A 20,002-nucleotide genomic window follows, 5' to 3' on the forward strand; every position below is an offset into this window, starting at 1 on the left:
GGACGACTGCGGAGGACGGCGGTCCGGCGTAGGGAGTAGGCGCACCCCGGCCCGGGCCCGGAAACCCGCCGGTCAGGTCCCCGTAAGTCCACCTACGCCCGGTATTCAGGACGCACGGTGTTGCGGGATCGTTCCCCGGACCGCGGCCGCTCATGCGCCGGCACCCCGTACCCTTGGGTTTTGTGTTCCGTAGCCGTACGAAGGATGAGCAGGCACCGGGCGCCCAGGCGCAGGTGACCGACTCCAAGCAGCCCCGTGACCCGCAGGCCCCCAAGGGCCGCCCGACCCCCAAGCGCAGCGCCTCGCAGACGCAGCGCCGCAGCGTGACCAACACGCAGATGACGCGCAAGGAGGCGGCGAAGCGGCAGCGCGACGCGCGCCGCGCCGACATGGAGCGCCAGCGCCAGGCGCTGGCCACCGGCGACGAGCGCTATCTGCCCGCCCGTGACAAGGGCCCGGTGCGCAAGCTCGCCCGGGACTACGTGGACTCCCGGCGGTGCGTGGCGGAGTGGTTCCTGCCCGCCGCCGTCGTGATCCTCGTGCTGAGTATGGTGCGGGTGGGTGCCCTCCAGAACATCGCCCTGCTCTTCTGGCTGCTGCTGATCATCCTGATCGTGGTGGACTCGGTGCGGATCGCGATGGGCCTGAAGAAGGAACTGCGCACGCGGTACCCGAACGAGCCCAAGAAGGGCGCCGTCGCCTACGCCCTGATGCGCACGCTCCAGATGCGGCGGCTGCGGATGCCCAAGCCCCAGGTGCAGCGCGGGGAGCGGCCCTGAGTACTGCGCCCTCCGATTTCTTCGGCGCTGCCCCCGCCGGGCATCCCGGTGGCTTCGGCCCGCCCCCGCAGGGCGGTCCTGAGCCCGGCGCGGTGCCCGGTCCTCGTCCGGCCCCGGGTCCGGACGGGCAGCCCGTGCCGCAGCAGGTCTCCACGGAGACCGAGCGGTGGGTGCGGGGGCTGGGCGGGGTGCGTGGCGCGGTGCGCCAGGTGCTGGTGGCGCGGCAGCTCGACGAGCGGCTCGCGGAGTGTTTCCCGCAGGGCCGCCGGCTGCGGGTGCTGGACGTGGGCACCGGGCAGGGGACCCAGGCGTTGCGGCTGGCGCGCGCGGGACACGAGGTCACCGGCCTGGAGTCCGATCCGGAGCTTCTGACGATGGCGCGCTCGGTCCTGTCCGGCGAGCCCGCCGAGGTGCGGGGCCGGGTGCGGTTGCTGGAGGGGCACGGCCGGGAGACCGGCGTGCACTTCACGCCGGGGAGTTTCGACCTCGTGCTGTGTCACGGGGTACTGATGCACGTCGAGGAGCCCGATCCGGTGCTGGCCGGTCTGGGCAGGGTGCTGGCCCCCGGCGGGCTGCTGTCGCTGCTGGTGCGCAACGCCGACGCGCTCGCCCTGCGCCCGGGGTTCGAAGGCCACTGGGAGACGGCGCTCGCGGCCTTCGACTCCCCCGTCGCCCTGAACCGGCGCGGTCGCGCGGTGCGCGCGGACCGGCTCTCCGCCCTCACCCAGACCCTCGCGGGCATCGGCGCGCCGCTCGCCGGCTGGTACGGGGTCCGGGTGTTCACGGAGCACTTCCCCGACCACGGGGCCACCCCCGCCCCCGGGGAGCTCGACCGCCTGCTCACTGCCGAGGACCGCGCGGGGCGCACCGATCCCTACCGGCAGGTCGCGGGGCTGCTGCACCTGTGCGGCGTACGGGGCTGAGAGCCACCGGGGCCCGCGCGGGCGGGCAGGGGGCGGGGCCCCCGGACAGCCCCTTCCAGGCGGCCGGAGGAAACCCCGTCGCCACATAATCCGGACATGGACGCTCGCGAACTCCGTGTCTCCCGGTTCCTCTCCCGCTCCTGCGCCACCCCTCCCCGTCCCTGCCGCCGTGTCCTTCGCGCGCGGCTGCTGCCGGTGGGTGCCGCGCTGGGCGCGGTGGCCCTGCTCGGGGGCTGTTCCCCGGTCGCCGGACAGGCCTCGGCCGGCTCCGCCCGCGCCCCCGAGGCGGGTGTGCCGCGCTCGGCGGACCAGTTGCAGAGCGACTACCAGCGGGTCATCAAGGACGTGCTGCCCTCCGTCGTGCAGATCCGCGCGGGCGACTCGCTCGGCTCGGGCATCGTCCTCGACGGCAAGGGCCATGTCGTCACCAACGCGCACGTCGTCGGCGACGAGCGGGCCTTCAAGGTGACGACGGCCACCGGTGAGCAGGAGCTGTCCGCGAAGCTGGTGTCGAGCTATCCGCAGCAGGACCTCGCGGTCGTCCGCCTCGACCATCCGCCCAAGGGGCTCAAAGCCGCCCGGTTCGGGGACTCGCGGAAGGTGTCCATGGGTCAGATCGTGCTCGCGATGGGCTCTCCGCTGGGCCTGGCCTCCAGCGTGACCCAGGGCATCGTGTCGGCGACGGGCCGCACGGTCAGCGAGGGCCGTTCGGGCGGCGGCACCGGAGCGACCATCGCCAACATGGTGCAGACCTCGGCGGCCATCAACCCGGGCAACAGCGGGGGCGCCCTCGTGGACCTGGACGGGAGGGTCATCGGCATCCCGACGCTCGCCGCGACCGATCCGGAGCTGGGCTCGGGCACGGCGCCCGGGATCGGCTTCGCGATCCCCTCCGCGACCGTGCGCACGATCGCGGACCAGATCGTGAAGAACGGCAAGGTCACCGACTCGGGCCGGGCCGCCCTCGGCATCACCGGGCGCACGGTGCTGGGCGCGAGCCTCTCCCCTTCCGGGGTGGCGGTCGTCAGCGCGCGCGACGGCGGGGCCGCCGACAAGGCGGGGATCAGGGCCGGGGACATCCTGACGGCGCTGGACGGCGAGAAGCTGACGACGATCGAGTCGCTCACCGAGGCGCTCGCCGCCGACCGGCCCGGTCAGCGCGTCGAGGTGACCTACACGCGGGACGGCGACGAGCACAAGGCCCGGGTGACGCTCGGCGAGATGTGAGCCGGGCGGGGGCGGGACCGAGGGGCTCAGCCGGGCCCGGACCTGTGCCGGGCCGGACGCGCGCCGGGCGCGGGGCACGGCAGCCCGGCTCCGCGGAACGCCCCGCAGGAGTGTCCGGGCGGTTCTGAGCGGTGCCCGCGGTGTCCGGTGCTGCTCCCCCAGCCCCCGGCCGGGAGGTGCTCCCGGACCGGCGTGCCGGACGAAAGCCCTCGTAGCGGAGCTGCTCGGGTCCTCGGCCGGTGCGGCGAGCCGGCGCTCCCCCTGCCCGAAGAGATTCAGAGGGAGCGCCGGACACCGCGAGGGCTGTGCAGGACTACCCGGACGCCCCCTAAGCCTGCGTCGCCTCCTCGCCGGGCTCCTCCTCGGCCGCCGGTTCGGCCGGGGCGGGCTCGGGGGTGCTCGCGTGCAGGCTCATCGGTCCGTAGATCTCGGTGGAGTCCTCGAACAGCCGCACCTGGTCGGCGCCCCCGTCGAGAAGTTCCTTCCAGTACTCGCCGACCCAGGACTCCGCGTCACCCTGCGTGGTGAACTCCTCGGGCTCCAGGGCCGGCTGGACCTCCGTCCCGTCGGTTTTCTCGAACCGCCACGTCCATGCCGCCATGTCAGCCTCCAAGATCCGAGTCCTCCCCGAAGCGTAGCCGGACGCGCGGCCCCGCAGGGGGCAGGAGAAAATCACGGGGTGGAACTGACTCTGCTCGGCACCGGCGGCCCCTCCGGTCTGCCCCGCCCCGACTGCCCCTGCGCCGCGTGCGCGCGCGCCCTCGGTCCCGACGCGCGGTCGGCGACGGCGCTGCTGGTCGACGGGGTCCTGCTGTTCGACCTGACCCCGGGCGCGGTGTTCGCGGCGGCCCGCGCGGGCCATTCGCTCGGCGGCGCCCGGCAGGTCCTGCTGAGCCACCCGCACGAGGGCCCCGCCATGGACATCCCCGCCGGACTGCCGCAGCCGGGCCGGGTGCCGGAGGGCCGGGAGCTGGCGCTGCTCGCGGGCCACCGGGTGCGGGCGCTGGCCACGGACGCCCCGGGCACCGGCTACGCGGTGACCGGCCCGGACGGGGAACGGCTGCTGTACCTGCCGCCGGGCGCGGGCCCGGCCGGTGCGGACGAGTCCCCGGAGCCGTACGACACCGTGGTCATGGACGTCGTACGGCGGCCGGACGCGCTGGCGCGGCTGCGGGCGGCGGGCGCGGTGGGCCCGGACACGGCGGTGCTCGCCGCGCACCTGGACCACGACGTGCCGCCGGGGCCCGAACTGGAGCGGCGGCTGAGCGCGGCCGGGGCGCGGGCGGTCCCGGACGGGACGACGCTCGCGGCGCGCACGGGTGCCGGGGTGCGCGGTCTCGCGCCGGACGAGACGGCCTACCGGGCGCCCTTCGTCCCGCGCCGCACGCTCGTGCTGGGCGGCGCCCGTTCGGGGAAGTCCGTGGAGGCCGAGCGGCGCCTGGAGACGTATCCGGAGGTGCTGTACGTCGCGACGGGCGGCAGCCGGGACGGGGACACCGAGTGGGCGGCCCGGATAGGGCTGCACCGCGAGCGGCGCCCCGCGTCCTGGCGTACCGCCGAGACCTGCGACCTGGTGCCGCTGCTGCTGACGGACGGTCCGCCGCTGCTCGTCGACTGTCTGTCGCTGTGGCTGGCGGACGCGATGGACACGGTCGACGCGTGGGACGACGACGCGTGGGCCACCGGCGGGGAGCGGAAGCTGCGCGCCCGGGTCGCGGAGCTGACGCAGGCGTTGCGGGAGACCCGGCGGCTGGTCGTGGCGGTGTCCAACGAGGTGGGCTCGGGTGTGGTGCCCGCGACCGCTTCGGGGCGCCGCTACCGGGACGAACTGGGGCGGCTGAACGCGGGGTTCGCCGCCCAGTGCGAACAGGTGCTGCTGGTCGTCGCGGGCCAGGCGCTGGTCCTGCGGGGCTGAGCACGGGAGGGCCCTTCGCGCACCGGCGGCCTCATCTGCGGCGGGCGAGGACCCGGTAGGTCGTGCTGAGCCGGGTGTGGCGGGCGAGCGGGGCGAGCAGCGTGTCGAGGGCTCCGGCCGCGCCGCCGAGCGGTCGGGCCAGGAGCGCGGTCGGCCCGCCCCGGTGGGCGAGGGCGCGGGCGGCCGCCGTACGCAGGTCGCCCGGCAGGTGGGCGGAACCGCGCTGCACGGTGAGGACGGTGAAGCCCAGCTCCCGCAGGGCGCGCCGCAGCCCCGAGCAGGGCACGAGGTGGGCCGGGGCCCGCTCGGTGAACGGGGTCCAGTGCGGGCCGAGCAGCGTGCCGAGCGCGGAGCGCGGGTCGTACGCCTCGACGAGGAGGTGTCCGCCGGTGCGCAACGCTTGGGCGGCCGCGGCGAGTTCGGCCTGCGGGTCGGGGGCGCGTTCCAGCTGGTGGAAGAGGCTGATGACGTCGTAGCGCCCCACGAGTGCGGGCAGCGCGGAGCTGAGCGTGCCACGGTGGGCCTCCTCGATGTGCCCCTCGGCGCGGGCCCGGTCGATCCGGGCGGGGTCGGGGTCGAGACCGTCGAAGGCGGTGTACGGGAAGCAGGAGCGGGCGGCGGCGGGGAAGGCCCCCTCGCCGGTGCCGACGTCGAGCCAGCTCTCGGGTTCGCCGTACGGGAGCAGGAGCCGGGCCCGTTCGCGGTGCCGGCGTTCGGGGACGGCGCGCGGGGCGGGCGGACGCGCGGACGCGGTGGCGCGGGGGACGCCGAAGGTGTGCGCGCAGCGCGAGCAGCGGGTCAGCCGTACGGCGGCGGCGCGCGGGACGGGCAGCAGCCGCCGCGATCCGCACCACCCGCATTCGGCGCCGGCCGCCGGGGGCGGTGCCTGCGGTCCTCGCCTGCGGCGCGGCGCGCGGCCCCCGGTGTCGCCGGCCCCGGTGGGCCGCGGGAGTTCGGTGTGCTTCGGGAGGTGTGCCGTGGTGTTCGTGGACATGACCGCTCCTCACCCCGTGCTCGCTGACGACGGTTTCGCCGGAAAAGGCCGCACCTGTCATAAAACCCGATGAACTGTCACGTATCCCGCTGGACCCGCCCGGAACGCCTCCCTCGTCCTGCGCACTCCCCACGGCGTACGGGCCGTACGGGGGCGGGGCGGCGGGTGCCGGTACTGTTCGGCGAATGAGCAGGATTGATCTCGACGACTTCTCCGACCTGATCGAACGCCCCGACAGCGCGGTCCGGCACGCCGCCGAGGACCGCAGGGCGCTGCTGAGCGTGCCGAAGGGCGCGCTGGGCCGGCTGGACGAGCTGGGTGAGTGGCTCTCGGCGGCGCAGACCACGGTTCCGGTGACGCCCGTACGGCAGCCGCGCGTGATCCTCTTCGCCGGGGATCACGGGATCGCGCGGCTGGACGTGTCCCGGCGTCCCGCGGGCGGGGCCGCGGCCCTGGTGCGGGAGGTGCTGGCGGGCACCGCCCCGGTGGCGGTCCTGGCCAGGGGCTTCGACGTCCCGGTGCGGGTCGTCGACATGGCGCTGGACTGCGATCCGGACACGCTGCCGGCCGAGGTCACGCGGCACCGGGTGCGGCGCGGCTCGGGCCGTATCGACATCGAGGACGCGCTGACCCCGGACGAGGCGGAGGCCGCGGTGCGCGCCGGGATGGCCGTCGCCGACGAGGAGGCCGACTCGGGCACCGACCTCGTGGTGCTCGGTGACGTGAGCGTGGGCGGCACCACGGCGGCCGGGACGCTGATCGCGGCGCTGTGCGGCACGGACGCCTCGGTGGTGACCGGGCGTGGCGGCGAGGCGATCGACGACCTGACCTGGATGCGTAAGTGCGCGGCGATCCGGGACGCGCTGCGCCGGGCCCGCCCGGTCCTCGGCGACCAACTGGCACTGCTGGGCGCGGTGGGCGGCGCGGACCTCGCGGCGATCACCGGTTTCCTGCTCCAGTGCGCGGTGCGCCGCACCCCCGTGGTCCTGGACGGCGTGGTCTCCGCGGCCTGCGCGCTGGTCGCGCAGCGTGCCGCCTTCCGCGCTCCGGACTGGTGGCTGGCCGGACACGCCAGCGGGGAGCCCGCACAGGCGAAGGCGTACGACCGGATGGCCCTGGAGCCGCTGCTCGACCAGGGGGTGCGGATCGGCGAGGGGGTCGGCGCGCTGCTGTCCCTGCCGCTGGTGCGGGCCGCGGCGGCGCTCACCGGGGAGCTTCCGGTACGCGAGCCGGAGAGCAGGGAACCCGAGACCGGGGAGCCGGAGGCCAAGGAACCCGAGAGCGGGGAATCGGCCGAGGGGTGAGGGGCTTTCAGGCCCGCTCCGGCCCGCCGCTCACCTGCCGATCGGGAGACGGTCCGGGGCCCCGCCGACGAGGTCCTGGAAGCGGCGGGCGCGGCGGACCCAGTCGCGGTCGTGGCGGTAGGCGCGGACCAGTGCGCGGGCCCTGCGGCGCGGGTGTTTCGCGTAGAAGCGCTTGGCCCACGGGGAGCCGGGCCGGGCCAGCCGGGCCGCCCCGACCCACGCCAGGAACGGCACCAGGACGCCGATCACCGCCATTTTCGGCTTGCCCTTGACGAGGGTGACGACGACGAACAGCAGGTCGAGCAGGAGGACGGTGATCGCGGTGGCCCGCCCGCCGGCCTCCCGCGAGGACACCGAGTCGACGCCGATCGGGGAGAAACCGGCGACGAGCAGCCCGACGAGCGCGGTGGTGAGGATCACGACCTCGACGCTCTGCCGCCCCTGCTCCGACCAGTAGACGTCGTCCAGGTGGAGGATCAGCGCGAACTCGTCGAGCACGAGCCCGGCCCCCGCCCCGAAGATCACCGCGCAGATCCCGGCCGCCACCCCCCGCTTCCCGCTGCTCACCGCGCCGAAGCCGCCGACGACGGCCAGGACCACTCCCGGCACGACGTGGTGGATGTGCACCCCACCGGGGGCGATGTCGCGGAACGGGCCCTTGCCGGCCCGGATCAGCCGGGTGACCGTACGGGTCACGAGGAAGGTCACGACGAACGCGGCGAGCGCGAGCAGCAGCGGCAGCTTGCCCGGCTCCACGAAGTTCCGGTCGAACCAGGTCCCCATGCGGCCGCTCCCGACGTCGTTCACCCCAGCGCCCGTTCTATCCCGTAATCGGCCCGTACGCCCGTCCGTTCCCCCGGTCGGCCCGAGCGGCGGGCGGGCGCGACGCGCCTGAGAGGATCGCCCCCATGGACGGCATACGTTTCGCCTTCGGCACCCTGACCGTGCTCCCCGTACGGGTGAGCCGCTGGGACCGGGAGGCGGCCCGCGCGGGGATGCTCTGGGCGCCGTTGGCCGGGCTGGTCGTCGGGCTGTCCGCCGCCGCACTCGGCGGGGTGCTGTCGCTGCTCGGCGCGGGCGCGCTCCTCGCGGCGGTCGCGAGCGTCGCCGTACCCGCGGTGCTCACGCGCGGGCTGCACCTGGACGGTCTCGCCGACACGGCGGACGGGCTGGGCAGCGGGAAGCCCGCGGAGGCGGCGCTGGGTGTCATGAAGCGTTCGGACATCGGCCCGTTCGGCGTCGTGACGCTCCTGCTGGTCCTGCTCACCCAGGTGGCCGTCCTGTCCCGGCTGTACGGGGACGGCTGGGCGCAGGGCGCGATCGGTGCCGCCGTCGCGGGCGTCGTGGGGCGGCTGGCGATGACCGGCGCCGCGTGCGCGGGCGTACCGGCCGCCCGCCCGGAGGGCCTCGGGGCCGCCGTCGCCGGAACCGTCCCGCGCGCGGCGGCGTACGGGGCCGGGGCGCTGTGCCTGGCGGTGTGCGCGGCGGCCGGGGCGGGCGAGGGCCCGTGGGCGGTGCTGCGGCTGCTCGCGGCCGTCCTGGCGGGTCTGGGGGCGGCGGCCGTACTGCTGCGCCGCTGCGTGCGGCGGCTGGGCGGGGTGACCGGCGACGTGTTCGGGGCACTGGAGGAGACGGCGGCCACGGCGGCGCTGGTGGTCCTCGCTCTGGGGCGCTGAGCCCCACGGCAGGTGGGAGGGCGGCCTCCGCCATGGGCGAAGGCCGTCACGGAGCGTAGGCTCTGCCTCGGCGCCGGTCCGATCGGACCCCGCGCCGGGCCGTCGTCCCCAGCATCTGGCCCCGAACTCTATGGAAGAGAGAACTCACCACCGTGACAGCTCTGACTCTTAAGCCCGCCGCCGGGTCCGGCCTGCGGGCCGACGCGATCGTCGTGGGTGTGGCGAAGGGCACCGAGGGCCCGGTCGTCGCACCCGGCGCGGAGGCCGTGGACGCGGCCTTCGACGGAAAGCTCGCCGGTCTCCTGGAGACGCTGGGCGCCTCGGGTGCCGAGGGCGAGCTGACCAAGCTCCCCGCCCCGGCAGGATTCAAGACCCCGCTCGTGGTGGCGGTCGGCCTCGGCGCCGAGGACGTGAAGGAGGCCGGTTTCGGCGCGGAGGCGCTGCGCCGCGCCGCCGGTGTCGCGGCCCGCGCCCTGACCGGTGTCAGGAAGGCGTCCTTCGCGCTGCCCGTGGCCGACGCCGAGGCGGTCGGCGCGATCGGTGAGGGTGCCCTGCTCGGCGCCTACGCCTTCCGCGCCTACAAGGACGACACGGACGCCAAGGCCCCGGTCGCCGAGATCGCCGTGCACGGCGCGAAGGCCCGCGACAAGGCGCACAAGGCGGCCGCCGAGCGCGCCGTCGTGCTCGCCGAGGAGCTGAACCGGGCCCGCGACCTGGTCAACACCCCCTCGAACGACCTGTACCCGGAGTCCTTCGCGGCCGTCGCGCAGGCGGCCGGCAAGGAGCACGGCCTCAAGGTCACCGTCCTGGACGAGAAGGCCCTGGCCAAGGGCGGCTACGGCGGCATCCTCGGCGTCGGCGCCGGCTCCGCGCGCCCGCCGCGGCTCGTGAAGGTCGAGTACAAGGGCGCGAAGGCCCAGCAGTCGCTCGCCTTCGTCGGCAAGGGCATCACGTACGACTCGGGCGGCATCTCGCTCAAGCCGGCCGGCCACAACGAGACCATGAAGTGCGACATGGGCGGCGCCGCCGCCGTGTTCGCCGCCGTCGTCACCGCCGCGCGGCTCAAGCTGCCCGTGCACGTGACCGGCTGGCTGGCCCTGGCCGAGAACATGCCCTCCGGTTCCGCGACCCGCCCCGGCGACGTGCTGCGCATGTACAGCGGCAAGACCGTCGAGGTGCTCAACACCGACGCCGAGGGCCGGCTCGTGCTGGCCGACGCGATCACCCGCGCGGGCGAGGAGAAGCCCGACGCGATCGTCGACGTCGCGACGCTGACCGGCGCCATGATGGTCGCGCTCGGTTCGCGCACCTTCGGCGTGATGAGCAACGACGACGCCTTCCGCGCCACGATCCACGAGCTGTCCGGCCAGGCCGGCGAGCCCTCGTGGCCGATGCCGCTCCCCACCCACCTGCGCAAGGGCATGGAGTCCTCGACCGCCGACATCGCCAACATGGGTGAGCGGATGGGCGGCGGCCTGGTCGCCGGCCTGTTCCTGGAGGAGTTCGTCGCCGAGGACATCGCCTGGGCGCACCTGGACATCGCGGGCCCGGCCTTCAACGAGGGCGCCCCGTTCGGCTACACCCCGAAGGGCGGCACGGGTTCCGCCGTGCGCACCCTGGTGCGGCTGGCCGAGACGGCCGCCGAAGGCGAACTGGTCTGATCGGGCCCGCCGTCCGGTGACGGACGGTGATCGCGGGCCCGGTCCTCGCGTACCGCCTCACGCCGTACGCGAGGACCGGGCCCGCGCGTGCCTGTCTGACTGCTCACACGTACGGCCGTGCGTACCGCCCCACCGGCGGAATACGCACGGCCGTACCCGTGCCCGTACCGCCGCGCGGCCCCGGCGGGCGGCTGTCGCCCTTCTCACACCACGGGGGCGCGTCCCGTCCGGCTCCGACAAGTGCGAAGATGGGTAACCGGCAGGACAGGGCCCCACCGAGGGCCGAAGTAACGAGCGGCCGACGACCGCCGCCGACCGGTCATGGATGACCGGGTTACGGCGCACATGCATGGAGGACGTGACGTGGCGAACGACGCCAGCACCGTTTTCGACCTAGTGATCCTCGGCGGTGGTAGCGGCGGTTACGCCGCGGCGCTGCGAGGCGCTCAGCTGGGCCTGGACGTCGCCCTGATCGAGAAGGGCAAGGTCGGCGGTACCTGCCTGCACAACGGCTGCATTCCCACGAAGGCGCTGCTGCACGCCGGCGAGATCGCCGACCAGGCGCGCGAGAGCGCGCAGTTCGGCGTCAAGGCGACCTTCGAGGGCATCGACATCGAGGCCGTCCACAAGTACAAGGACGAGGTCATCTCGGGCCTGTACAAGGGTCTCCAGGGCCTGATCTCCTCGCGCAAGGTGACGTACATCGAGGGTGAGGGCAAGCTCTCCTCCCCCACCTCCGTGGACGTCAACGGCCAGCGGGTGCAGGGCCGCCACGTGCTGCTCGCGACCGGCTCCGTGCCCAAGTCGCTGCCGGGCCTGACCATCGACGGCGACCGGATCATCTCCTCGGACCACGCGCTCAAGATCAACCGCGTGCCGAAGTCGGCGATCATCCTGGGCGGCGGCGTCATCGGCGTCGAGTTCGCCTCGGCGTGGAAGTCCTTCGGCACCGACGTCACCATCGTCGAGGGCCTCAAGCACCTCGCGCCGCTGGAGGACGAGAACAGCTCCAAGCTGCTGGAGCGCGCCTTCCGCAAGCGCGGCATCAAGTTCAACCTGGGCACCTTCTTCCAGGGCGCCGAGTACACCCAGGACGGCGTCAAGGTCACGCTGGCCGACGGCAAGACCTTCGAGGCGGAGGTGCTGCTGGTCGCGATCGGCCGCGGCCCGGTCTCGCAGGGCCTGGGCTACGAGGAGCAGGGCGTCGCGATGGACCGCGGCTACGTCCTGGTCGACGAGTACATGCGCACCAACGTCCCGACGATCTCCGCCGTCGGCGACCTGGTGCCCACCCTCCAGCTCGCGCACGTCGGCTTCGCCGAGGGCATCCTCGTCGCGGAGCGGCTGGCCGGCCTCAAGTCCGTGCCGATCGACTACGACGGTGTGCCGCGCGTCACGTACTGCCACCCCGAGGTCGCCTCCGTCGGTGTCACCGAGGCGAAGGCCAAGGAGGTGTACGGGGCGGACAAGGTCGTCACGCTCAAGTACAACCTCGCGGGCAACGGCAAGAGCAAGATCCTGAAGACGTCGGGCGAGGTCAAGCTCGTCCAGGTCAAGGACGGTCCCGTGGTCGGCGTCCACATGGTCGGCGACCGCATGGGCGAGCAGGTGGGCGAGGCCCAGCTGATCTACAACTGGGAAGCGCTGCCGGCCGAGGTGGCCCAGCTCATCCACGCCCACCCGACCCAGAGCGAGGCGCTCGGCGAGGCCCACCTGGCCCTGGCCGGCAAGCCCCTGCACTCGCACGACTGACCAGTCACCGGGCGACACAGACTTTTTCCACTTCGTAAGGAGCACCTGGAACCATGCCGGTTTCCGTAACCCTTCCGGCGCTCGGCGAGAGCGTCACCGAGGGCACTGTCACCCGCTGGCTGAAGGCCGAGGGCGAGCGCGTCGAGGCCGACGAGCCGCTGCTTGAGGTCTCGACCGACAAGGTCGACACCGAGATCCCCTCGCCCGCCGCGGGCATTCTCTCCTCCATCAAGGTCGCCGAGGACGAGACCGTCGAGGTCGGGGCCGAGCTGGCCCTGATCGACGACGGCACCGGCGCCCCCGCCGAGGCCCCGGCCCAGCAGGAGGCCCCGGCTCCCGAGCCGCAGCAGCCCGCGCAGGCCGCCCCGTCCACCGAGTCCGAGGCCCCCGCCCCGGCGCCGTCCGCCGAGGCCGCTTCCGGCGGTGGCTCCGCCGAGGGCACCGACGTGGTGCTCCCGGCGCTCGGCGAATCCGTCACCGAGGGCACCGTCACCCGCTGGCTCAAGGAGGTCGGCGACTCCGTCGAGGCCGACGAGCCGCTGCTTGAGGTCTCCACCGACAAGGTCGACACCGAGATCCCCTCGCCCACCGCCGGTGTGCTGCTGGAGATCACGGTCGCCGAGGACGAGACCGCCGAGGTCGGCGCCAAGCTCGCCGTCATCGGCGCGCCCGGCTCCGCCGCCCCCGCCCAGGCCCCGGCTCCGGCCGCCCCGGCCCAGGAGGCGCCGAAGCAGGAGGCCCCGAAGCAGGAGGCCCCGAAGCAGGAGGCCCCGAAGCAGGAGGCGCCCCAGCAGCCCGCCCCCGCTCCGCAGGCCCCCTCCGCCCCGGCCCCGCAGCAGCAGACCGCCCCGGCGCCCGACCCGGCCCCGGCCGCCCCCGCGCCGGCTCCGGCCCCCGCGCCGGCCCCGGCCCAGCCCGCCGCGCCCGCTCCCGCCGCCGGTTCCGGTGACGAGGGCGCGTACGTGACGCCGCTGGTGCGCAAGCTCGCCTCCGAGCAGGGCGTGGACCTGTCCACCGTCCAGGGCTCGGGCGTGGGTGGCCGCATCCGCAAGCAGGACGTGCTCGCCGCCGCCGAGGCCGCGAAGGCGCAGGCCGCCCCGGCCCCCGCCGCCGCTGCCGCCGCTCCGGCCGCCAAGAAGGCGCCGAAGCTTCAGGCGTCCCCGCTGCGTGGCCAGACCGTCAAGATGACCCGCATGCGCAAGGTCATCGGCGACAACATGATGAAGGCCCTGCACTCGCAGGCGCAGCTCACCACGGTCGTCGAGGTCGACGTGACGCGGCTGATGAAGCTGCGCGGTCAGGCCAAGGACTCCTTCGCCGCGCGCGAGGGCGTCAAGCTGTCCCCGATGCCGTTCTACGTCAAGGCGGCGGCCCAGGCGCTGAAGGCCCACCCGGTCGTCAACGCCCGGATCAACGAGGACGAGGGCACCATCACGTACTTCGACTCGGAGAACATCGGCATCGCCGTTGACGCCGAGAAGGGTCTGATGACGCCGGTCATCAAGGGTGCGGGCGACCTGAACATCGCCGGTATCGCGAAGAAGACCGCCGAGCTGGCCGGCAAGGCCCGCAGCGGTGGCCTGACCCCGGACGACATGTCGGGCGCGACCTTCACGATCAGCAACACCGGTTCGCGCGGGGCCCTGTTCGACACGGTCATCGTGCCGCCGAACCAGGCCGCGATCCTCGGTATCGGCGCGACCGTCAAGCGGCCGGCCGTCATCGAGACCGAGGAGGGCACCGTGATCGGTGTCCGCGACATGACGTACCTGTCGCTCTCCTACGACCACCGGCTGGTGGACGGCGCGGACGCCGCCCGCTACCTGGGCGCCGTCAAGGCGATCCTGGAGGCCGGCGAGTTCGAGGTCGAGCTGGGGCTGTGAGGCCCCTGAGTCCCCTCCGGGCTCTGTAACGATCCTCATACGGCGGCGCCCCCGTCCGGACCCTTCCGGACGGGGGCGCCGCCGTATGGTTCGTATCGAAAGCCTGTCAAGGAGCCCGTAGGAGCCTGTCATGACCGCGCCTGTCATCCACTCGCTGCGTGACCAGATCCGCGAGCACATCGTGGAGGGCATCGTCAGCGGCCGGTGGAAGCCCGGCGAGCGGATCGTGGAGCGCAGGATCGCCGTCGAGCTGGAGGTCTCCCAGACACCGGTCAGGGAGGCGCTGCGCGAACTGGAGAGCCTGCGGCTGATCGAGTCGGCGCCGAACAAGGGCGTGCGGGTGCGCAACATCACCGCCGCCGACCTGGAGGAGTCCTATCCGGTGCGGGCCGGACTGGAGCAGATCGCGGCCGAACTGGCCGCCACGCGCCTCGCGGTGGACTGCTCGGCACTGGAGCCGCACGTCGCGGCGCTCTACGAGGCCGACCGCGCCTCGGACGGTACGGGCCAGGTGCGGCACACGGTGGCCTTCCACCGCGAACTGGTGCGCGCGGCCGGGAACTCGGTCCTGCTGCACACGTGGGAGGGCCTGGGCATCGAGGTCTTCACCGCCCTCTCCATCCGCTGGCTCGGCACCCGCCAGCAGTCCTACGCCGAGGAGCACGAGGCCCTGGTGGCGGCCTTCCGCGCCCACGACCCCGGCATCGGCCCCCTGGTCAAGTCCCACGTCCTGGGCTGCGCCCCGAGGGCCTGACCACAACCCGGCCGGGCCCCCGACCCTGAGCCCACCGAGTGCGGTGAAGCATTCCCCTCACGGCAGGGCCCACGTTTCCCAGCCCGGCCGGCGTTTGAGGACGAGCAAAGACCGCAGGTCAATCGACACTCCGTGCCCACCCCCACGGCACTGGATGCCATTTTTTGCCGATCGAGAAGTTTTTCCCCTCAACCCTTTGATCGATCATCGATCACCGGCTTACAGTCGACGACGGACTTCACCGAGTCCACCGCCCTGTCCTGCCTACTACAGGGCTTAAAACACCCCCCTTCGACAAGGAAGGCGGCGTCATGACCGACCCCACCCGCACCCAGCCGAGCGAGCTCGACCAGCTGCCGGACCGCGACCCCGAGGAGACCGCCGAATGGCAGGCGTCTCTGGACGCCGTTACCGAGGCGGCCGGGCCGCACCGTGCCGCGTACCTGATGCGCCGCACGCTGGAGCGCGCTGAGGGAGCCGGCCTGGCGCTGCCGAAGCTCCTGGAGACCGACTACGTCAACTCCATCCCCACCGCCGCCGAGCCCGCGCTCGACGGTGACGAGGAGATGGAGGCACGGATCACCGCGTGGAACCGCTGGAACGCGGCCGCGATGGTCACCCGGGGCTCCAAAGCCGGCGTCGGCGGCCACATCGCGACCTTCGCCTCCGCCGCGTGGCTCTACGAGACCGGCTTCAACCACTTCTTCGCGGGCAAGGAGGGGGACGGCTCGGGCGACCAGCTCTACATCCAGGGCCACGCCTCCCCCGGTATCTACGCCCGCGCCTTCCTCGACGGCCGGCTCACCGAGGAGCACCTCGACAACTTCCGGCAGGAGGCGGGCGGCAAGGGTCTTCCCTCGTATCCGCACCCGCGCCGGCTGCCCTGGCTGTGGGAGTTCCCCACGGTGTCCATGGGCCTCGGCCCGCTGTCGGCGATCTACCAGGCGCGCTTCAACCGCTACCTGACCAGCCGCGGCATCAAGGACCTCTCGCAGTCCCACGTCTGGGCCTTCCTCGGCGACGGCGAGATGGACGAGCCCGAGTCGACGGCGGCCCTCACGCTGGCCGCCCGCGAGGGCCTGGACAACGTCACCTTCGTCATCAACTGCAACCTGCAGCGCCTCGACGGCCCGGTCCGCGCGAACTTCAAGATCGTGCAGGAGCTGGAGGCCGAGTTCCGCGGCGCCGGCTGGAACGTCGTCAAGAGCCTGTGGGGCTCGGCCTGGGACGAGCTGTTCCAGCTCGACACCACCGGCGCCCTCGTACGCCGCCTGCGCGAGGTACCCGACGCGCAGTTCCAGACGTACCAGACGCGCGACGTCGCCTACATCCGCGAGCACTTCTTCGGCGCCGAGCCGGCCCTCGTCGAGCTCGCGAAGCTGCTGAGCGACGCCAAGATACTGGAGTGTTTCAAGACCTCCCGCGGCGGCCACGAGGCCCGCAAGGTCTACGCCGCCTACCGCGCTGCCCTCGCCCACAAGGGCGGGCCGACGGTCATCCTGGCGCAGACGGTCAAGGGCCACACGCTCGGCGCGGGCTTCGAGTCCAAGAACGCCAACCACCAGATGAAGAAGCTCACGGTGGACGAGTTCAAGGACATGCGGGACCTGCTGGGCCTGCCGATCCCGGACTCCGCCTTCGTCGACGGCCAGGTGCCCTACGGCCACCCGGGCGCCGACTCCGCCGAGGTCCGCTACCTCCAGGAGCGTCGCGCGGCGCTCGGCGGCCCGGCCCCGGCCCGCCGCACGCAGCCGCTGGCCCCGCTCCCGGCCCCCGCCGACAAGGCGTTCGCCTCCTTCGACAAGGGCTCGGGCAAGCAGCCGGTGGCGACCACGATGGCCTTCGTGCGCCTCGTGAAGGACCTCATCCGCGACAAGGAGACCGGCAAGCGGTGGGTCCCCATCGTCCCGGACGAGGCCCGCACCTTCGGCATGGAGTCCCTGTTCCCCTCGCTCGGCATCTACTCGCCGAAGGGCCAGACCTACGAGCCGGTCGACCGCGACCAGCTCATGTACTACAAGGAAGCCAAGAACGGCCAGATCCTCAACGAGGGGATCACCGAGGCCGGTTCGATGGCGGACTTCATCGCCGCGTCGACCGCGTACGCGACGCACGGCGAGCAGATGATCCCGTTCTACATCTTCTACTCGATGTTCGGCTGGCAGCGCACGGGCGACCAGATGTGGCAGCTCGCCGACCAGCTCGGCCGCGGCTTCCTCGTGGGCGCGACGGCCGGCCGTACGACGCTGACGGGTGAGGGCCTCCAGCACGCCGACGGCCACTCCCCGGCCATCGCGGCGACCAACCCGGCGGCGCTGTCCTACGACCCGGCCTTCGCGTACGAGATCGCCGCGGTCGTCAAGGAGGGCCTGCGCCGCATGTACGGCGAGGCGGCCCCCGGCGAGGACCAGAACGTCTTCTACTACCTGACGGTCTACAACGAGCCGATGCCGCAGCCGGCCAAGCCGGAGGGTGTGGACGAGGGCATCATCAAGGGCCTGTACCGCTTCAACACCGCGCAGAGCGCCGGGATCACGGTCTCCGAGGAGGCCCCCCGCGCGCAGCTGCTCGGTTCCGGTACGGCGATCCACTGGGCGCTCAAGGCCCAGCGGATGCTGGCCGAGGAGTGGGGCGTGGGCGCCGACGTGTGGTCCGCGACCTCGTGGACGGAGCTGCGCCGGGACGCCATGGAGGCGGACGAGGCGCTGCTGCGCGGCGAGGAGCGCGTCCCGTACGTGACCCGCGCGCTGTCCGGCGCCCCGGGCCCGGTCGTCGCGGTGAGCGACTACATGCGCCAGGTGCCCGACCAGATCGCCCAGTGGGTCGAGCAGGACTGGACCTCCCTCGGCGCGGACGGCTTCGGCCTCTCCGACACCCGCGACGCGGCCCGCCGCTACTTCGGGGTGGACGCCGAGTCGATCGTCGTCGCGACCCTGGCCCAGCTCGCCAAGCGCGGCGAGGTCAAGCCGGGCGCCGTGGCCCAGGCCCGCGAGCGTTACGGCCTGTGACACAGCCGCGTCCCCGGACGCGGCGCTCTCCCCGAGGGGGCACGGCTTCGGCCGTGCCCCCTCGGGCGTTCGCGCACCGGGCGCGGGCGGCGCCCCCTTCGTTCGCTTTGCCCGGTATGGCGGCTCGTGCGTGAATGGGGTCCACGGGGCGGTACCCGACCGCCCGCGCCCCGACCCCGTACGGGAGCCGCTCATGAAGATCGCGAACGTGCCGTCCGCGCCCTGCTGGGCTGATCTCACCACCCCCGGCACGCAGGCCGCGCAGCGGTTCTACGGCGCCGTGCTCGGCTGGCAGGTGCGGCAGATGCCCGATCCGGGCGCGAGCGGGTACGGGGTCTTCGTCCTGGAGGACGGGCGCACCGCGGGGGGCCTGGCGGCCAGCGCGGCCCCGGGCCGTCCGGCCGCGTGGATGCCGTACTTCCAGACCGAGGGCGTGGACGCGGTGATCGCCCGCGTGGAGGCCAACGGCGGCACGGTGACGGCGGGGCCGATGGACGTCCTGGAGCAGGGCAGGTTCGCGGTGTGCGCGGACCCGGTCGGCGCGGTGTTCGGCCTGTGGCAGCGGCGCGAGCATCCCGGTTTCGGCGTGGTCAACGCGATGGGCGGCTTCTGCTGGTTCGAGCTGGCGACGCGGGATCTGAGCGTGCCCGCCGACTTCTACGCGGCGATCCTCGGCTGGGCCACGACCAGCCCGGCCGCCCCGGGCGGGTACCGGATGTGGACGGTGGCGGGCGAGCCCTTCGGCGGCCTGCTGAAGATGAACGCCTCGTTCCCGCCGGACATCCCCCCGCACTGGATGGTGTACGTCGCGGTCGCCGACTGCGACGCGACGGCGGCGCGCTGCGCGAAGAACGGCGGGACGGTGCTGGTGCCGCCGACCACGATCGAGCAGGGCCGGTTCACGGTGCTGTCCGATCCGCAGGGCGCGGTGTTCGCGGCGCTGGCCCTCAACCCGCTGAGCGGCCTGGGCGAACTGAGCTGAGCCGGGCGGGCCCGCGGCCCTCGGCCGGCCGGGCATCATGGCCGTATGCGCGCTGCCCGGCTGATCAAGATGGTGCTGCTCCTCCAGTCCCGGCCGGCGATGACCGGTGCGGAGCTGGCCCGGGAGCTGGAGGTGTCGGAGCGCACGGTGGTGCGGGACGCGCAGGCGCTGTCGGAGGCCGGGGTCCCGGTGTACGCGGACCGGGGCCGCTCGGGCGGCTACCGGCTGCTGGGCGGCTACCGCACGCGGCTGACCGGGCTGGCGCGCGGCGAGGCGGAGGCGCTGTTCCTGTCCGGGGTGCCGGGCGCGCTGCGGGACATGGGCCTCGCGGACACCGCCTCGGCGGCCCGGCTGAAGGTCTCCGCGGCCCTGATGCCGTCCCTGAGCGACGCCCCGCGCACGGCGGCGCAGCGCTTCCACCTGGACGCCCCGGCCTGGTTCCACGAGCCGGGCACCCCCGGGCTGCTCCCGGCGGTCGCGGAGGCGGTGTGGGAGGACCGGCGGCTGGCGGTGCGCTACCGGCGGCGGGACGGCACGGAGGTGGCGCGCACGCTGGAGCCGTACGGTCTCGTGCTCAAGGCGGGCGTCTGGTACGTGTGCGCGCGGGCCGGCGAGGAGTTCCGGGTGTACCGGCTGGACCGCCTCACGGCCGCCGAGCCGGGGACGGACGGCTTCGTGCGGGACGAGGACTTCGCGCTCCCGGCCTTCTGGGCGCAGCACGCGGCGGCCTTCGCGCGCACCCTGCTGCGCACGGAGGTCACGGTGCGGGTGTCGGAGGAGGGAGCCGGTCTGCTGCCGCACGTCATGGACGCGGCCGTCGTGCGGGAGGCGCTGGCGCGGGCCGGGGAGCCGGACGCCTCGGGCCGGCGCACGGTGACCTTGCCGGTGGAGTCGTGGGACGTGGCCTGCTCGCAGTTGCTGGGCCTGGGCGCGCAGGCGGAGGTCCTCGCGCCGCCCGGCCTGCGCGAACGGTTCGCCCGCACGGCGCGGGAACTGGCCGCGCGTTACGGCTGACCGGAGGCGGCGGGGCCCGGGCCGTTGCTCCGGTGGAGGGTCCGGCCGGAGGCGGCGGACGACGCGGACGGATAACGACACGGCCGCTTCCGGCGTGCTCGGGGTGCGTCGGGGCCCGCGAAGGACGATC

16 protein-coding genes are annotated in these 20,002 nt (G+C 73.8%); 13 read left to right on the forward strand and 3 right to left on the reverse strand.

The window, feature by feature from the left end; all coding sequences use genetic code 11:
* The first annotated feature begins 152 nt into the window (after positions 1-152).
* The 3 genes from AB0J21_RS13725 to AB0J21_RS13735 all read left to right on the forward strand — a co-directional run bounded on the left by AB0J21_RS13725 (position 153) and on the right by AB0J21_RS13735 (position 2,929).
* Positions 153-779 carry a DUF3043 domain-containing protein gene (locus AB0J21_RS13725; protein ID WP_363146083.1) on the forward strand — a complete coding sequence of 209 codons (627 nt, stop codon included), beginning with the start codon at positions 153-155 and terminating at the stop codon, positions 777-779.
* A 200-nt stretch (positions 780-979) separates the two neighbouring features.
* Positions 980-1,702, forward strand: coding sequence for a methyltransferase domain-containing protein (locus tag AB0J21_RS13730; protein ID WP_363146252.1), 723 nt, complete (start codon positions 980-982; stop codon positions 1,700-1,702).
* A gap of 96 nt (positions 1,703-1,798) precedes the next feature.
* Positions 1,799-2,929, forward strand: coding sequence for a trypsin-like peptidase domain-containing protein (locus AB0J21_RS13735; protein ID WP_363146084.1), 1,131 nt, complete (start codon positions 1,799-1,801; stop codon positions 2,927-2,929).
* A gap of 328 nt (positions 2,930-3,257) precedes the next feature.
* Here AB0J21_RS13735 and AB0J21_RS13740 read toward each other — a convergent pair whose 3' ends face one another.
* A complete protein-coding gene (locus tag AB0J21_RS13740; RefSeq protein WP_363146085.1) occupies positions 3,258-3,530 on the reverse strand; it encodes a hypothetical protein in 273 nt (90 codons plus the stop codon).
* 78 nt (positions 3,531-3,608) lie between these two features.
* Here AB0J21_RS13740 and AB0J21_RS13745 point away from each other — a divergent pair, with 78 nt between their 5' ends.
* On the forward strand, positions 3,609-4,844 hold the full coding sequence (locus AB0J21_RS13745) for a bifunctional adenosylcobinamide kinase/adenosylcobinamide-phosphate guanylyltransferase (RefSeq protein WP_363146086.1): 1,236 nt from the start codon (positions 3,609-3,611) through the stop codon (positions 4,842-4,844).
* A 31-nt stretch (positions 4,845-4,875) separates the two neighbouring features.
* Here AB0J21_RS13745 and AB0J21_RS13750 read toward each other — a convergent pair whose 3' ends face one another.
* On the reverse strand, positions 4,876-5,838 hold the full coding sequence (locus tag AB0J21_RS13750) for a class I SAM-dependent methyltransferase (RefSeq protein WP_363146087.1): 963 nt from the start codon (positions 5,836-5,838) through the stop codon (positions 4,876-4,878).
* A 185-nt stretch (positions 5,839-6,023) separates the two neighbouring features.
* Here AB0J21_RS13750 and cobT point away from each other — a divergent pair, with 185 nt between their 5' ends.
* Positions 6,024-7,142, forward strand: coding sequence for a nicotinate-nucleotide--dimethylbenzimidazole phosphoribosyltransferase (gene cobT, locus AB0J21_RS13755; protein WP_363146088.1), 1,119 nt, complete (start codon positions 6,024-6,026; stop codon positions 7,140-7,142).
* Between the two features lie 30 nt (positions 7,143-7,172).
* Here cobT and AB0J21_RS13760 read toward each other — a convergent pair whose 3' ends face one another.
* Entirely contained in the window at positions 7,173-7,925 is a 753-nt protein-coding gene (locus AB0J21_RS13760) for a hypothetical protein (protein WP_363146089.1), read from the reverse strand.
* Positions 7,926-8,050: 125 nt separating this feature from the next.
* Between AB0J21_RS13760 and AB0J21_RS13765 the strand changes: the two genes are divergently transcribed.
* The 8 genes from AB0J21_RS13765 (at position 8,051) to AB0J21_RS13800 (ending at position 19,872) form a co-directional block, all read left to right on the forward strand.
* Entirely contained in the window at positions 8,051-8,818 is a 768-nt protein-coding gene (locus tag AB0J21_RS13765) for an adenosylcobinamide-GDP ribazoletransferase (RefSeq protein WP_363146090.1), read from the forward strand.
* A gap of 152 nt (positions 8,819-8,970) precedes the next feature.
* Positions 8,971-10,479, forward strand: coding sequence for a leucyl aminopeptidase (locus AB0J21_RS13770; protein WP_363146092.1), 1,509 nt, complete (start codon positions 8,971-8,973; stop codon positions 10,477-10,479).
* Positions 10,480-10,842: 363 nt separating this feature from the next.
* Complete coding sequence (gene lpdA, locus AB0J21_RS13775) at positions 10,843-12,231, forward strand: dihydrolipoyl dehydrogenase (RefSeq protein ID WP_363146093.1); 1,389 nt, start codon at positions 10,843-10,845, stop codon at positions 12,229-12,231.
* 53 nt (positions 12,232-12,284) lie between these two features.
* On the forward strand, positions 12,285-14,114 hold the full coding sequence (gene sucB, locus AB0J21_RS13780; RefSeq protein WP_363146094.1) for a 2-oxoglutarate dehydrogenase, E2 component, dihydrolipoamide succinyltransferase: 1,830 nt from the start codon (positions 12,285-12,287) through the stop codon (positions 14,112-14,114).
* Positions 14,115-14,244: 130 nt separating this feature from the next.
* Positions 14,245-14,868: a GntR family transcriptional regulator gene (locus AB0J21_RS13785; protein ID WP_363146095.1), complete on the forward strand. Its 624-nt coding sequence runs from the start codon at positions 14,245-14,247 to the stop codon at positions 14,866-14,868.
* A 311-nt stretch (positions 14,869-15,179) separates the two neighbouring features.
* Positions 15,180-17,876: a pyruvate dehydrogenase (acetyl-transferring), homodimeric type gene (gene aceE, locus AB0J21_RS13790; protein WP_363146096.1), complete on the forward strand. Its 2,697-nt coding sequence runs from the start codon at positions 15,180-15,182 to the stop codon at positions 17,874-17,876.
* A gap of 193 nt (positions 17,877-18,069) precedes the next feature.
* Positions 18,070-18,858, forward strand: coding sequence for a VOC family protein (locus AB0J21_RS13795; protein WP_363146097.1), 789 nt, complete (start codon positions 18,070-18,072; stop codon positions 18,856-18,858).
* A gap of 45 nt (positions 18,859-18,903) precedes the next feature.
* Complete coding sequence (locus AB0J21_RS13800) at positions 18,904-19,872, forward strand: WYL domain-containing protein (protein WP_363146098.1); 969 nt, start codon at positions 18,904-18,906, stop codon at positions 19,870-19,872.
* The last annotated feature ends 130 nt before the right edge of the window (positions 19,873-20,002 follow it).

The organism is Streptomyces sp. NPDC049954 (assembly GCF_040656295.1).
Lineage (GTDB): Bacteria > Actinomycetota > Actinomycetes > Streptomycetales > Streptomycetaceae > Streptomyces.